14 protein-coding genes and 1 pseudogene are annotated in these 15,568 nt (G+C 39.4%); 5 read left to right on the top strand and 10 right to left on the bottom strand.

Features of this window, described 5'->3' with window-relative positions; translation table 11 throughout:
• The 9 genes and pseudogenes from BWI44_RS10355 to BWI44_RS10315 all read right to left on the bottom strand — a co-directional run.
• Positions 1-212: pseudogene (locus tag BWI44_RS10355) on the bottom strand (restriction endonuclease subunit S); the annotation flags it as partial.
• A 3-nt stretch (positions 213-215) separates the two neighbouring features.
• A complete protein-coding gene (locus BWI44_RS10350; protein ID WP_117693513.1) occupies positions 216-1,988 on the bottom strand; it encodes an AIPR family protein in 1,773 nt (590 codons plus the stop codon).
• Positions 1,989-2,000: 12 nt separating this feature from the next.
• The gene (locus BWI44_RS10345; protein WP_117693481.1) at positions 2,001-2,474 is read right to left on the bottom strand and encodes a Fic family protein; all 474 of its coding nucleotides are present in this window, start codon (positions 2,472-2,474) and stop codon (positions 2,001-2,003) included.
• Entirely contained in the window at positions 2,467-3,483 is a 1,017-nt protein-coding gene (locus tag BWI44_RS10340; protein WP_016272799.1) for a hypothetical protein, read from the bottom strand. Before BWI44_RS10340 ends, BWI44_RS10345 begins: the two co-directional genes overlap by 8 nt.
• Positions 3,484-3,498: 15 nt before the next feature.
• Positions 3,499-5,007, bottom strand: coding sequence for a class I SAM-dependent DNA methyltransferase (locus BWI44_RS10335; protein WP_117693483.1), 1,509 nt, complete (start codon positions 5,005-5,007; stop codon positions 3,499-3,501).
• A 2-nt stretch (positions 5,008-5,009) separates the two neighbouring features.
• On the bottom strand, positions 5,010-7,334 hold the full coding sequence (hsdR, locus tag BWI44_RS10330) for an EcoAI/FtnUII family type I restriction enzme subunit R (RefSeq protein ID WP_286813222.1): 2,325 nt from the start codon (positions 7,332-7,334) through the stop codon (positions 5,010-5,012).
• 9 nt (positions 7,335-7,343) lie between these two features.
• On the bottom strand, positions 7,344-7,550 hold the full coding sequence (locus tag BWI44_RS10325; protein WP_016272796.1) for a helix-turn-helix domain-containing protein: 207 nt from the start codon (positions 7,548-7,550) through the stop codon (positions 7,344-7,346).
• A gap of 99 nt (positions 7,551-7,649) precedes the next feature.
• A complete protein-coding gene (locus BWI44_RS10320) occupies positions 7,650-8,396 on the bottom strand; it encodes a hypothetical protein (RefSeq protein WP_117693486.1) in 747 nt (248 codons plus the stop codon).
• Between the two features lie 358 nt (positions 8,397-8,754).
• Positions 8,755-9,225: an N-acetylmuramoyl-L-alanine amidase gene (locus tag BWI44_RS10315; protein WP_195209764.1), complete on the bottom strand. Its 471-nt coding sequence runs from the start codon at positions 9,223-9,225 to the stop codon at positions 8,755-8,757.
• A 264-nt stretch (positions 9,226-9,489) separates the two neighbouring features.
• Between BWI44_RS10315 and BWI44_RS10310 the strand changes: the two genes are divergently transcribed.
• Genes BWI44_RS10310 through BWI44_RS10290 form a run of 5 tightly spaced genes read left to right on the top strand, consistent with a single transcriptional unit; the run spans position 9,490 to position 14,015 of the window.
• On the top strand, positions 9,490-10,749 hold the full coding sequence (locus BWI44_RS10310) for a carboxypeptidase-like regulatory domain-containing protein (RefSeq protein ID WP_138293328.1): 1,260 nt from the start codon (positions 9,490-9,492) through the stop codon (positions 10,747-10,749).
• A 49-nt stretch (positions 10,750-10,798) separates the two neighbouring features.
• The gene (locus BWI44_RS10305) at positions 10,799-11,350 is read left to right on the top strand and encodes an RNA polymerase sigma-70 factor (RefSeq protein ID WP_195209763.1); all 552 of its coding nucleotides are present in this window, start codon (positions 10,799-10,801) and stop codon (positions 11,348-11,350) included.
• Positions 11,347-12,204, top strand: a complete 858-nt coding sequence (locus tag BWI44_RS10300) for a FecR family protein (protein WP_117693491.1) — start codon at positions 11,347-11,349, stop codon at positions 12,202-12,204. Before BWI44_RS10305 ends, BWI44_RS10300 begins: the two co-directional genes overlap by 4 nt.
• A gap of 19 nt (positions 12,205-12,223) precedes the next feature.
• Positions 12,224-13,783: a carboxypeptidase-like regulatory domain-containing protein gene (locus BWI44_RS10295; RefSeq protein ID WP_195209762.1), complete on the top strand. Its 1,560-nt coding sequence runs from the start codon at positions 12,224-12,226 to the stop codon at positions 13,781-13,783.
• 55 nt (positions 13,784-13,838) lie between these two features.
• On the top strand, positions 13,839-14,015 hold the full coding sequence (locus tag BWI44_RS10290; RefSeq protein ID WP_044534617.1) for a DUF4250 domain-containing protein: 177 nt from the start codon (positions 13,839-13,841) through the stop codon (positions 14,013-14,015).
• 11 nt (positions 14,016-14,026) lie between these two features.
• Here the strand turns inward: BWI44_RS10290 and BWI44_RS10285 are convergent, their stop codons facing one another.
• The gene (locus tag BWI44_RS10285; protein ID WP_115502937.1) at positions 14,027-15,124 is read right to left on the bottom strand and encodes a DUF4421 domain-containing protein; all 1,098 of its coding nucleotides are present in this window, start codon (positions 15,122-15,124) and stop codon (positions 14,027-14,029) included.
• Between the last annotated feature and the right edge of the window lie 444 nt (positions 15,125-15,568).

The raw sequence follows: 15,568 nt of genomic DNA, 5'->3' as shown, positions 1-15,568 counted from the left end.
AGAAACTTCTCATAATAGGAATTATCATCACCACGGTAAATGATAGATTCGTTTTTATCTTTCTTGATTTTCTTTTCCTTGACCAGTCTAGCTTTTTCGGCTCTGATACGTTCAAGAAGTACAGATGCCGGTTCGTCATTAGGATCTTGCGGTACAAGTTTCCCCTGTATCGCCCACTGAAGTATGCTGTTTTTTAATTGCTTTCCGTTCATTTTTTAATCCTCTGCTTGTACTCTATATGAGAAATACTTTGAGTCTATTTTTACTCCATTTTTAAGTTTGGAATCCATCTCCTTATTCATTGTTGGGAGGAAAGAAAAATAATTCTGAATAGCAGACATAATACCTGCATTGCAACTCTTGTTTTTTACCCAATTTTGAGGAATGAAACTTTTATTATTCTGCTCGCAATTGTTTTTTTCTGCCGAAATAGCACTGTTTAAACAGTTTGCCGCAATATTAATTATGCTGTCAACAAGATTGTTTTCAGAAGCCACTTTTAAGCACTCACTCGGTGATGGTACATTTGTTTGATTGTTACATTTAGCAAAAACCATTGATATGGCAAAAAGAAGATGGTATGGAGCATAAGCCTTCATTGTTAGTAGTTCCTCTTCCAGTCCTAATGGGTTTTCCTGAGTCCATGCATCCATTATTTTTCTCATCCAAAACGATAGAGCATAAGCATCTTCAGGCAAATAGTCGTTCTTGAACAATGTATTGAAATACTTGTCAAAAATCTTAGTTTCACCATAAGATAAATTAGGTCTTTGCATGTACCAAGCTGTAAGATTCTTTCCTAAATATGATAACTCTATGCAGTACTGTTTGTCCTTGTCGGCTGGAATAATTTCACCTCTTTTGGTTGCAAAGAATCCATTAGAATATTTTGCTTCGTATGCCTTTTTGAGTTTTAATATCTGCTTACTGTTACTGCGTAAATCTCTTGCCTTTACAGCACTTTGCGTATTTGTGTTAATGCTAATAGAATCAGCCCTGTCTCTTTGTGGAATTTCATAAAATCTGAATAGAACATAAGCATCATCACGCTTTCGTACATTCTCACTACAACTTAAAATAGTATTCAATGATTGACATCCATTTACAACATTCAATCCATAAAGTTTAAACTCACCATTGCCACATTCTTCAATTTTATTACAAATGGCAGTGATTCCATTATGAAAAAAGAAGAAGTCACCACATTTATTCGGATCGTTTATGGTTTTCTTGATCTTTTTATTTACGGTATTGTTAATGCCTAAACTCTGTCGTACATTTTTCTGGAACAAAGACCCATCTTTAATGCCAGGGAGTTTTATACATTCTTTCAGAGGCATGGCTGCAACTATTACGCTTGTCGCCCCTAATTCTGTCGTCATATATTTACCAGCTTCAAGCTTGATAGTATGGTTTAAAGTTGGATTCGTTTGTTCAATAACACAACTATAAGCATCTTCCAAACCTTGTTTATCAACTACGGAGAATTGTGTACTATAATTCAATTCAGCATCATCTTCCTCTGATAATTTGGTTTGGAATGAATGTATATCATCCATAGCCGCATCCGTAAAGATAGATGTTGTTATTAATTCAAAACATACGCAGTAAGAGTCATCTTCTAATGCTGTTGCTATTTCTGATATTTTAGTCTTTAATTTAGAATTAGCATTTTCCTGTAATTGAGCTAAGTTACTAAATTGGCTCCAAGCAGATATAACTTCTCTCACAGGAGTTGCATCAACAGATTCACCAAGGTAGTATTTCCCTTGTACAATATATATTTTTTGCTCGTCTTCATCAATATATACGGCATCAATTTGTTTATCATTGGCTCCGTCTGTGATGGCATCTTTAGCTTGTCTTTGATCCAGAAGATGTATATTCCGCATATACCACGCAACGAAACGTTGACCATCATTTGGAAAATTATTTTTATAATAATCTTGCGTAATTTCATTTTTTATGATTTCAAGTACATTCGCCATAATTATATTCATTTATTCGTAATCTTCGCCTTGTATTCCTAACTCACCTTTGCTCATGGCATTGGCAATATCTATTTTCAGTTCTTCGTCATAATCTTTACTGGTCAAAAAGCTATTGACGATGCGTAGCAGCAAATCTTGGTCGATGTTCGATGCTGCCACGTGATAAATGATAGATTCCAATGTACGCATACAGATACAAGCGTGCCAATAGTAATTATTTTTGTGTAAGAAGTATGCACCCAAAGTCAGTGCAATACGCTTGTTCCCATCATTGAAGAAGTGCCCGGAACAAAATCTATACATCAAATAGGTCAGTTTGTTGGCAAAGGTAGGATAGTATAAATCGTTTTGCACAAAATCCAATGTAGCACGAATACCGCCTTCATCACGCACTCCTTCAAAGCCACCATCACTGGCATCAATCATTTTGCCATAGATGTTTAGGGATTCATCGTAATCTATGTAAATAATTTCCTTACTCATCCTCTGCCTGTTTTAAGCGTTTCAGTACATCTTTATTGTCCGCTAAGATACGGTCAAAATCAATAGACTGGTCACCGATGAATCGTTCAAACTCTTCAGGAGTAACAGCTTGCAGATAGTCTGCAATGTTGCCATGATACGCATCCCGGAAACTGAAATCCCTTGAAGCCATTTTTGTTCTGGCATCATTCAGATAAGGTTTCTGCATGGGATGTTCGGCAAGTTCGTTTACAATACGCTCCACTTCGTCAATGGTAAGTTTTCTGCCACCGTTTTCCTTGAATCGTTCATTGATAGCTGCACCCACACCGTTTTCAAAAGAAGAAATAACCAATAAAACCTCTGAATACAGCGTGTGTCGAACATTGTCTTTGGAATCCAACTTCAACACTTCCCGGTATTCCTTAGCATTCTCCTTGAATACAGCCTTGTATATGAAATCTGTAATTTGAGAATATTTGTATGTGGGATGTCCGTCCACATATTGATTGATGGCAGAAGTGAGATTTTTACGATAGTTTTCCTCTGTTATTGCGGCAGGAAGGTAATGCACATCCCTGCGGTTGATATATTTTGTTCCTCCACCTGTCTTTTCATTGATGGTAGTAATCACAAAATCCAAGATAAGGCTACGGACTTTCTTGGCTTTTTCACTCTCTGTAAGTAGCATACCCATATTCAAGAAAGAGCGGAAATTAAACAGCCCAAGTTGTGTTGTTTTGCTCGCCTCATTAATAAGGTGAGCAAATTCTAACTTAAACTCTTTCAACTGTTTACCCTTACATAAAATATATCCGTTATGCTTCAATTCATCAGAATTTGATTGCAGGTAACGATCTATTGTAGATGTGTCAACTTGATAAAAGTCGGCAACCATTTTTTTTGTAAAGCGGTATTCTCCCTCAAAGAGCATTCCTTCTATATCAAGATGCTCTTGTACTTTACTGACCGCAAAACGATTGTTAAGTACATTCTGCCGTTCTATGTTTGAGATGGTCAAATCTTTCATATCACTTCACTATTATCAGTTACACGATTTTATGTCTATGCCGAGAATTTTTTGAATCTCAGAAAGGGTTTTGTCTATTTCATGGTCGAGTGCAGCACGTTTCTCAAAATACTGTTTGAGCAGTTCTGCCGGAGGGAGTATTTCTTCTTCCTCTTTCGGGAACTTGCACTGGTCGAAGTTGCAATCCAAATCAATCAACTGTTGGGCAGTGAACACACGGCTCTTTTCTCCCACTTCATCACTGATAATTTCTTTCCTGTCTTTCCACCATTCCTGAATAGGTAGGGTATGCTCCACCTTCATTGGTTTGGTCTTTGAGAAGTGCTTGTAGTCTTCCGGCATATCCAAGCGATAGAACCATGTCTCTTTGGTCTTGAATCCTTCTTCGCAGCCCTCTGCTTCTTCATTATTAAAGAAAAGAATGTTGGTTGCAATAGAGGTATATGGGGAGAATATCGAGCCCGGTAAACGGATGATGGTATGCAGATTGAACTTGCGGAGTAAATTTTCTTTAAGTGCAAGTTTTGCTCCATCCGTACCAAACAAGAAACCATCTGGGATAATCACACCGCATCTACCACCAACTTTGAGGCGGTACATGATAAGGGCTATGAACAAATCCGCTGTTTCACTTGAACGGTACTGCACCGGGAAATTGCTTTTTACACTATCTTCTGTGCTACCACCATACGGAGGATTCATACCGATAACATCCACTTTATCGCTTTCCTTGAAATCAGTGATATTTGTTCCAAGCGAATCACAGTTAGCTATATTGGGAGCTTCAATATCATGGAGTAACAGATTTGTTATACTCAAAAGATAAGGTAGCGGTTTCCATTCTTGTCCCACGACTGCATTTTGCAGTTTTTCTCCATCTTCGGCAGAACTGACGCTCTTACTCATATAATTGAGAGCAGAGGTAAGGAAGCCGCCTGTACCACTGGTGAAGTCACCAAAGGTCTCGCCCAATTTCGGGTCAAGCATCATCACGATAAAGTCTGTCAAAGCACGTGGAGTATAGAACTCACCTGCATTGCCTGCTGATTGCAAGTCTTTCAAGATTCCCTCATAAATATCTCCAAATGTGTGGCGGTCATCAGCATCGTCAAATTCGATTTCATTTACGATGTTGACCACTTGACGCAAAAGCGTTCCATTCTTCATATACTGGTTTAAGTCAGCAAATGTTTCTTGAACAATGCTTTTGGCTCTTGGTGTATTGGCGTCTATCGGAAGATTCTTTAAAGTAGGGAACAGTTTTTCATTGACAAAAGAGAGCAATGCTTCTCCTGTTAATGCTTCACCGTCTTTTTCATCTACTGCCCATTTACGCCAACGCAAATCTTCGGGGATGATAGACTTGTAGTTTTCATCTTTGTATTCCCAAGTTTCTTCCTGAGTGTCATAGACTTTCAAGAAAAACATCCAAGTCATTTGTTCAATTCTCTGTGCGTCACCATTGATACCAGCGTCTTGGCGCATTATATTTTGGATTCGCTTTATGATGTTGTTTACTGCCATTTTTAAGCTGATTTATAAATTTGATATTCTAGTTCTCTGATGGCTTGCTCAAAAGCAACCTTACCGCCAAATAACTTTATGATTTTTGTTGGTTTTCCTATGCTATTGAATGGCGGTATCTCCAAGATGTTCGCCTTTTCAAAGTCGAGAATACCATTCTCTGCATATTTGTCAAGAAGAGCCTCCAATACTTCACGAGCTTTACCTTCGTACTTCCCGAAGTAATTACGCTTCTTTACATTGTTTGCTCTCTCTTTCCTTGTTAATGGCGGTTGGTCAAACGCAACGTGGCATATCACATCAAAGATGTCGGCATCCTTCAATGCTGGATTAGCTTCACGTACAGCATCTATCAGAATAGCATATTCCTTCAATTCATCCATAATGGCCTGTTTGCGTTCTGCCTCCGTCCACGTTTGGATAAAATCATCCAAAGTTTGGTAATGGCGTAATAATTGCTTTTTAGCAAACGACTGAACACTTTCCGTTCTCATCGTCTTACCATCTTCTCCTAACACTGAAACGATTTCATGGGCAATGCGAATATTCTTACCGCTGATAAGATATTTCTCACGAGGCTCAGATACTATTGGAGTTTCTGGAGCATCAATGATTTTGTAAGGTTTGGGCTTTTTCCCTCCTCCTTTTGGTGGTTCCGGGTCGCCATCAAATGCTGGATCTTTGAATTTTGCGGTAGCATTGCGGAAATCAAGGATTTCCAAATGCCATTTGCCCTTGTCTTTTCTAAGTCGTGTACCTCGTCCAATGATTTGCTTAAATTCAGTCATAGAACCAATTTCTTTGTCTATGACGATTAAACCACAAGTTTTGCAGTCCACTCCTGTAGATAAAAGTTCAGATGTGGTAACAATTACAGGATAAGGCTCATCTACACTAATGAAATTGTCCAGTTGTTTCTTACCTTCTTTATCCTCACCAACAATACGTGTAACATAGTAAGGCGACTTTTTACATAAATCGCTATTCATATTGATAAGCAGCGTCCGCATTTCGGCAGCTTCCTCAATATCAGAACAGAATACGATTGTCTTTGTCATACGACCAATGTCATGTAACATTTGGGTTATCCTATGTGCTACTACTTTACGCCTTAACTTGATGGCAAGATCACGACCTATATTCTGTCTTTGATATAGTTTCTGTTCAATCTCCTTGCCTAATAAATCTATTTCACCTTCTTCTGGAGTCCATCCTTGTAAATCAATATTAATAAAGTCTGCTGTAACCCTGTATGGAGCTAAGAAACCATCTTGAATGCCTTGAAGAAGTGAATAGGTATATACTGGTTCACCGAAATAATCCAAGTTGTTCGCGCCTTCGTCAGCTTTCGGTGTGGCTGTCATACCAATTTGGGTAGCCGCACTAAAATATTCTAATACCTTGCGCCATGCGGAATCGTCTTTTGCACTTCCTCTATGACACTCATCGACAATAATTAAATCAAAGAAATTTGACTGCACCTCCAAGAATGGATCTGGTTTACCCTCTTTTCCGACTAATTGGTGGTATAAAGCCATATACACCTCAAACGCAGAATTAATCTTAGCTTCTCCTTCTTTAGGTGAGATTATTTTAGTTATTATACCCTGCTTCTTGAAAGGTTTGAAGTCCTGAACCATTGTTTGGTCTATAAGAACATTGCGGTCTGCAAGATAAAGTATCTTTTTCTTTGCTTTACTTTTATGAAGTTTATGGATAATCTGGAATGCAGTAAAAGTCTTACCAGTACCAGTTGCCATTACTACAAGGACACGTTGTTGTCCTCTTGCGATAGCTTCTACTGTACGGTCAACTGCTATACGTTGATAATATCTTGGTTCATGGCTATGAGCATCATAGTAGAAAGGTGTTTCTATTATATTGAGCTCCTCCGATGTGTAGCTTTTGGATGCAAGATAACGGCTATATAGTTCTTCCTCTGTCGGAAAGTCCTCTAACTTAATTTCTGTTTCTTTCCCCGTGATAAAGTCATGTTCCAAGAACGCATCGCCATTACTGGAATACGCAAATTTCAAGTCAAGGATTTGGGCATAATCCATAGCTTGTTGGATGCCGCCTCCAATAGCGTGTTTATTGTCTTTGGCTTCAACTACAGCAATGGGCTTACCTTTATGATATAATAGGTAATCCGCTTTTTTGCCCTCTGCTACTGAATGTTGATTGCCAATAACAAGTACTCGACCATCTGTAAAATAGTACTCTTCACGCATATTTACACTTACAGCCCAACCTTTTCGTTGGAGCGCAGGAGTAATGAACAGAGTGCGTATCTCTTGTTCTTTGAGTTCTTTCTTGTTTACTTTCATGACAATAAATCAGTTATGATTACTGCTGACAATTAGGTCTTTCACGTCAATATTAAGAACATTGGCTATATCGTTGAGTGTTTTGAGGTCTGGTTGAACGGAATTGCTGCACCATTTACTTACAGTACAGTTAGATTTCCCAATCTGTTCTGCAAGCCATTTCCCTGTTTTCTGTTGTTCTGCAAGTACCACTTTTAGTCTGTTCAAATTAGCCATGAGATAAAATGTTTTAATCCAAGAGCAAAATTATATAATTTGCCTGATAGTATAAGTAACTTCCGATAATAATTATTATGAGGAAGCTAAAAAAACGGATTAGATACCGTATTTTGATAAGATTTTCTCGTCAATTTCAATCTTATGCCGCCCAGTAGTAGTGCGCAGATTTTTTCTAACAGTGTCAAATGTAGAGTTAGCGAACCATTCGGCAAATGTCGCCATCACAAATGATGTAGTCATATCTCTACCTATATTATATTGAAAAGCGATGTTCCAAGCAAAGTTCTTCAAAGAGATTTGTGTGAGGGAGGAACGCTTCTTGATATGAATTTCAGTAACAGAAAGCACTTGACGGTTAGCCACAAAATAGCGGACAGATTCGCAAATTTGGTAAATCTCTGTTTCGTCCAAATCAAAACGTTTGAATGTATCTCGTGTGTATTTTAGGATAACATTTAATTTTTCGTCTTCTTCTCTTTCTTTTTGCTGCTGATACTGTTGTTGTTCACGCTGGTATTCATAGTGAAATAACTCCATTCGTTTTTTTTGAACTTCTTCGCAGTTTGAGATAGGAAAATAAGCTAAAGGCAATGTCTTTTTACTGACTCTTTTCTTGACTAATACAAAGAATGATGGAGGGATGACTTCTATAATATATCTTACCACGATAATACAAAGATGATATATGAGTTTTAGTATGACATACCCGGCAGCCATAACAAATGGAAGTAAACTCATTCGTATGCCAAATATCTTGCATACTTGAAATGCAATCATCGAAGCCAGCAACACCGCAATGACCTCTATTGCCAAAGAATGAAGTATATATTGTTTTTGCTTCATACCTATTGTTGTTTATTTCGTGTGCAAAGATACAACACATTTTCATAGAAAACGAAAAATAAAAATAGATACCTTTTTGCAAATCAGTGGCTTATGAAAAGAAAAGCTAAACAAGAGCAAATATCCAAAGCAGAATGAAAACATCTGCAAACAAAAGAAAGTACTTAAATAAAGTTAAAGTTTTATTTACGTGATTTTTTGGATGCAATAACTACCCTGTAAACCTCCATTTTGATATAAAATAATCATATTTGTACCAAGTATTATATAAATTATTGATATTCATATGTAATTATATTCGAGGAAGTCAAGTAAGTTGTAGATAAACGAATAATATATTATAAGAAAAGAGGTTGTGTCAATATGACACAACCTCTTTTTTCAAATAACCATATTCTCTTGCTGCATCAAAACAGGGACATTCTCTCAACCACGATTCCGGTTCTATCAGTGAATTATCATCCGGAATCTGAGGTAAGTCACGATGCCCACAAATATGGCACATGGGAAAGTCGGTGAGCAGCGCCCTTATCAGAACGATCATGGAGTGTTTTTGCCATTCTGTACGTGTATCTTTAGGGACTCCACGTTGATTAAGTCCACCTTCGTAACATATAGCAATGCTGTCAAGATTGTGTCCTCGGGCGTGAGCACCGGGTTTTCGGACTGGACGTGTGCTTTTAATATTTCCATCCCTTCGGATGTAATAATGATAACCAATACCATTGAGTCCACGTTGCCGATGTGATTTCTCTAACTCCATTTCCGTAAAAGTTTCATTCTCCTTTGTTGCGGAACAATGAATAACTATCAGATGAACTGTTCTCATAGCTGTTAAATGTTTTGTAAGGTGAATAATTTACTTATTGATCGTATGTGAACAATAGTAGAGGATCAAAGTTCATATTAGCAATTACTTATTTCTTCTTTTTGTATTCTTTTATAATAAAGCGGACTCGTGTGATACTGTCAGAAATATTTTGTACTGGAAATATTTTACTTACTTTTTCTTCCCAAATCTGTAGGGTTTTTCTTTGCTGGACGATCTTATAAGTAGAAAACAAGAATTGTTCACCTTTAAAATCATACGAAGATGAAAAAGTTAGTTGGAATTACAGTTGGGTGGTTGATGGCATTTTTGCTATTGGGTATTTCACCTTTGTGGGCACAAGAAGAGGCCGAAAGCTATTTCACTATCACAGGAGTGGTGAAAAATAAGGATAATAAGAGAAAACTGGAAAATGTGAATGTATCTGTTCCCGGTACGAACATCGGAACCGTTACGAATGCAGATGGGGTGTTCTCTTTGAAGATAAAGGATACGGAGACTATTCAGGGATTGGAAGTTTCACATATCGGATACTTGAATTCCCAGGTTTCCCTGAAAGATAACAAAGATATATCTGAGCTTACCATTTGGATGCTACCGGCTCCTAATCTGCTGAGTGAGATTGTAATCTTTGGTAATAATGCCCGTGCACTTGTGGAAGAAGCCATAAAGAAGATTCCGGTGAACTATTCGCCCGATAAGAGTTTACTGACCGCATTTTATCGGGAGACAGTGCAGAAAAGACGCCGTTACATTAGTGTATCGGAAGCTGTGATAGATGTTGCTAAAACAGCATATAGTGACCGTGAACCCTCCAATGACAAAGTACAGATACAGAAGGGACGTCGTTTGCTAAGTCAAAAAACAAGTGATACGCTGGCTGTCAAAGTTGTGGGCGGACCTACTCTCTCCGTATATCTGGATGTTGTGAAGAATGGAGATGCACTGCTGAGTCAGGAGAATCTAAATTACTATGATTTCCATATTGAGGAACCTGTGAATCTGGATAACCGTATGCAATATGTAGTTAGTTTCCGTCCCAGAGTCAGTTTAATGTATGCCTTGTTCTATGGGAAGCTCTATATCGATTTTGAGAAGCTGGCATTCACCCGTGCAGAGTTCTCTTTGGATATGCAGAACAGAGTGAAGGCGGTAGAAGCTATTCTCCATAAGAAACCCCTTGGGTTACGATTCAGACCACAGGAAGTCTCCTATCTGGTGACATATAAAGAGCAGAATGGAAAAACTTATCTGAATTATATACGGAATGAAATCCGCTTTAAGTGCGACTGGAAAAAGCGTTTATTCTCTTCCGGCTATACAGTATTCTCCGAAATGGTGGTGACGGATAGAAAGAATGATTTCGCAGCTATTCCATACAAGAAGGCTTTTAAAGAAAAACAGGTGTTCTATGATATGGTAGACGTATATTGGAACGAGGACTTCTGGAAGGCATACAATATTATTGAACCCACAGAGTCTCTGGAACATGCAGTGAGCAAATTGAAAAAACAATCCCGTTAGATTTCAGATAGTTTTTCGTATATTTGGAGATCAACAATAATTCCCGGATATGCTGAATGAACTCTTCATACTGACAAAAATAAAAGAGGGCGATATAAAGGCGTTCGAGGAGGTCTTCCGCCGTTACTATTCCCCTCTTTGCTGGTATGCCGCAGGCATTACGGGTGAGATGGAAGCTGCCGAGGAAATAGTGGAGGAACTGTTCTACGTGTTTTGGAAGGACCGGGAGCATTTACAAATTTTCCAGTCTGTAAAGAGCTATCTGTATACAGCTGTTCGCAATGAAGCTCTGCAATATTGCCAGCACAAGGAAGTTAAAGAGCGGTATCGCGAGTATGTATTGGCAGGAAATGTCCTGGAACAGAGTTCTGATCCTCACAGGCTATTGGAATATGAAGAGTTGCAGGGATTGATTCGCCATACTCTTGATAAATTGCCGGTACGCAGGCTGCAGATATTCCAAATGCATCGTATGGAAGGAAAGAAATATGCGGAGATTGCTTCTTCATTATCTCTGTCCATTAAGACAGTAGAGGCCGAAATGACGAAAGCGCTCCGTACCTTACGAAACGAAATAGATAATTATATTCTTACGAAATGACTGAAGTGAATAAAAATAGGGCAAAGACGGATGAGGCATGGGAACGGTTGTATGCCCGTTTGGATAAAGACCGCCTGCTCGTAGAGGCAGGGCAGGGACGGGCGGTGCGTCGCAAACTACTTCTGAAATGGGGGACACTGGCGGCTGCCGTAATTGCCGGTTTTGTTTATCTGGCATCTGCTTTATGGTTCGTGCCGGGAGGTGAGGTGGAAAATCTTAATCTGGTGACGCAGGAAAACCGTGAAGCATCCATGTTGGTTACTACGCTCGAAGATGGCTCTGTGGTATATCTGGCTCAAGAGAGTACTTTGCAGTATCCCGAACATTTTGCTACGGATAAGCGGGAAGTGAATTTGCAGGGAGAAGCATTCTTTGATGTAGCGAAGAATCACGAACAAACCTTTCTGATTGAGACAGGGAAGGTACGGATAGAGGTGCTGGGTACGGCTTTCAATGTACGCAGTCATGAGGATGATTTTTTCCGGCTATCCGTGCAGCGGGGCAGGGTGAAGGTCTCGTTGAAGCAAGGGGGACAGAGTGTGCTGGTAAGTGCCGGAGAAACCGTAACCTTACAGGCTCGACAATTGCAATTGAGTGAAACAGAAGATTCCGATGAGTTCAGACAGTATACAAAGAATATACGCTTCAAAGATGAATGTCTGGAAGATATTTTGCGGGTGGTGAATGCTGAAGCTCCTACTTTGCAGATACAGGTAGCATCGTCGGTCTTGAATAAACGGAAGCTGACTATTGAATTTGAAAACAACTCCCCCGAAACAGTGGCAGAACTCATTTGCTGGGCGTTGAGTCTGAAATATTCACGCGAAGGTGATAAACTGATTTTATCCGAATGATAACTTAATAATATAAATCATGAAACTTCATCGTTTCTTCATTCTCCTTTTAGGGCTACTCTTCATCACCTGTGGTATGAGAGCAGATGGGGGAGATGTGTTGGAACGTATGATCCGACTGCCCGGAATGAAAGGAACCGTATACTCCTTGTTAGGTAAAGTTTCGGAGCAATCCGGTTACCTTTTCGTTTACGACAGCAAGGTAGTGAATAATGATATTGAGGTAAAGACAAAAAGGAAAAACTGCACGGTCCGGCAGGCTATTTATGAAATTATAGGCGATAGGTCATTAGAACTTAAGGTGATAGGACATCACATCTTAATTCTGCCTCCTATGGAGAGGATTGTGGGGAAAAAAACTGCTTCGGAAGAACTACTTCCACTACCGGCTTATTTCACCATAACCGGAACTCTGCGTGATAAAGAAACGGGGGACCCCGTTGTAAATGCATCGGTCATTCTTCAAGGCACTTCAATAGGTAATATTACAAATAAGAATGGGGAGTTCAGGCTACATCTGCCTGACTCCCTGAAAAGTGGCAATCTTTCTTTTTCCCATTTAGGGTATGTTGCACAAAATATTGAAGCAGCCACGCTGATTGGACGGGATAATGTACTGAGCCTGGAACCCAAAATAGTTCCTTTACAAGAAGTGCTGATCCGGTTGGTAGAACCCAGGAAGTTATTGCGGGAAATGGTGGAGCGACGCAAAGAAAACTATTCGTCAGCTCCCGTTTATCTGACTACCTTCTATCGGGAAGGTGTCCAGCTGAAGAACAAATTCCAAAGTCTGACAGAAGCTGTATTCAAAGTTTATAAATCTCCTCTGCAAGAGATTAATACATCCGATCAGGTAAAACTATTAAAGATGAGCCGGATTGATAATCGGGAGAGAACAGATAGCTTGGTAGCTAAAATCAGAGCCGGCATACAAGCTTGCCTGCAACTGGATTTTATTAAGGATCTGCCGGATTTCCTGTCGGTGGATGCGGAAGATACCCCATATGTATATACTTCGGGTGACATTACATTTATTGACGACCGATGCGTCAATGTGGTTTATTTTGAGCAGAAGCGGGAAATCAAGGCGCCTCTCTATTGTGGAGCGTTGTATATTGATTCGGAGAATGGGGCTTTGGTACAGGCTCGCATAGAGATGCAACCCAAGTACATCAAAGATGCTACGCGGATTTTTGTTGTCCGGCAGGCGCAGAAGGTGAACCTGACTACACAAAAGGTGGTATATACCATTTCGTATAAACCGTGGAATGGTACTTACTACATCCATCACATTCGTGGTGACTTATATTTCAAGATGAAGAGAAAACGTGTTTTCTTCAGTAATCCGACTTTGCATACTTGGTTTGAAATGGTGACTTGCTTGGTGGATAAAGAGAATGTGACCCGCTTTCCTCGTGCTGAGAGACTGCCTACACGTACTGTACTTGCAGATGAAGAATTCAGGTATGACGAACATTTCTGGGAAGATTTCAATATCATTCCACTGGAAGAAGAACTCAGTAAAATTATAGAGAAGGTTGCGTTAAAGATAGAAAAAACAGGTGCTGAGGAGGAATAGAATAAGCCGGATAATTGTAATTTTGCAGCCGGAATCAATAAGTATTAGTAGAAAGATGGAATTACCTAAAGACCCGATGATGCTTTTCAGCTTCATCAATATGAAATTGCGTGACTGTTATTCTTCATTGGATGAACTTTGCGATGATATGAATGTAAATAAGGAGATGATTGTAGGAAAATTGCAGTCTGCCGGATTTGAATATAGTGCCGAGCATAATAAGTTCTGGTAAATTTATAGCCATTATTTCTTTTTCCGGTGTTCCTTTTTCAGATAGAAATTGAAGCCGGCATATATTTGCAACGTGCCGAATCCGTTGTTTAAGGAGAAGTTATCCCGATAATAGTCGTATGTCCTGCCTAGGAAAGAAGCACCTGCAAAGTATTTACTATTATTGTATACCACACCTGCCCGCAATATGAAATCAATATTGAAGTTCTTGTACCAGTCGTTACCTTCTTCCGCATCCTTTTCTATACGTGACGTTTTGTAGGCGATTGCCGGGCAGAGCGACAGGCAAGCCAGGCAGTTGCGCGCAAATACCCAGTTGTAGGCGTATCCAAAGTTGATACTGATATTGGTGTATTTGATGTGCCTGACTTTCATTCCAGGATTCATTGTTTCCTGAATAAGCTCAGGTAATTTAGTATAATCGAATTTTAGATTGTGGGTGGACACGGAAAGGCCGGCTATCAGTGAACCCGCATTTCGTCGTTGGTTGGTAGATTGACTGAAGGCTGCCGGATATGAGAAGTGTCGGTTGTTGAAGATATAATATAAGTTGAATCCCTTCATATTTACTTTCAGTCCATTGAAGTCTTCTGAATAGTTGGAAGGAATGCGGTCGGAAAAGCCCATAACTTGGTGTATCTTGTAATCGTTACCCGTACGCCGATAGAAAAGATCCACTCCAAATTTCGAACTGTAGAGACTTAGGTCGAATTCTGTTCCCCTGTTTTTCCCACTTTTTTTCCCAAGGAGTCCATCTGTATCGACAGACCATCCTAAAAATATCCAGCGCCAACCGAAGTAAGCTCCTATTTTGTTGCGAGGGTTGGGGGTGAACCGGAGTCGTTGAGGTTCGGGAACAGCGGTACCTACGGAGTAATACTCGTAATTTGTGAAATGGTCGAGCATTAAGGCATAGTTGTAGCGATTAGGGCTTATATAAGTTGTATCGAAATCATTGAAGTTAAGGAACTTTTTCATTGCTTTAATAAAAGTTCCCTGATGCTTTCCGGTGGTAAGACTATCGTGTACAGTGAAATGAGCCTCTTCGTTTTGGGCAAACAAAAAGAACGGTAATAATATCCACAGACAGAAGATGAGCCTCTTCAACATCAATCCTGCTTTTTAAAATTAATAATCCAATTTTCTATGCTATAAACAAAGCAAAAGAAGGAAGTACACTAGTTCTATTTGCGAATTTAACAGTTTTTTGGCATATATCCAATAATTTGGCGGGATTGTTTTGTTCTTTCCCGTTATGAGGTAAATGATAATTCATTGCATATTTCATCGGTTAGTAATTATACTTACAAAAAGCGAGTAGATGTCTTCCTTTCCCGCAGTTCTTCCTCCCACTCGTTGAGTGAACCTGATTCATTCAGTGACTGAATGCCTTTCACTCAGTGACTGAATGCCTTTCAGTCACTGACTCATTGTACCCCATTCAGAAGGTATCAGGAAGGGGGTAGGGAAGGTGACAAGACAGGAAAGAAAAAAGATGAAAATGATACACAAAAAACGTGTCTTGATTCATTTTTGACGGGATATGAACATAAT

This window comes from Bacteroides sp. Phil13 (genome assembly GCF_001940965.1).
Classification (GTDB): domain Bacteria; phylum Bacteroidota; class Bacteroidia; order Bacteroidales; family Bacteroidaceae; genus Bacteroides; species Bacteroides intestinalis.
This window is presented reverse-complemented; position numbering and strand designations above follow the sequence as displayed.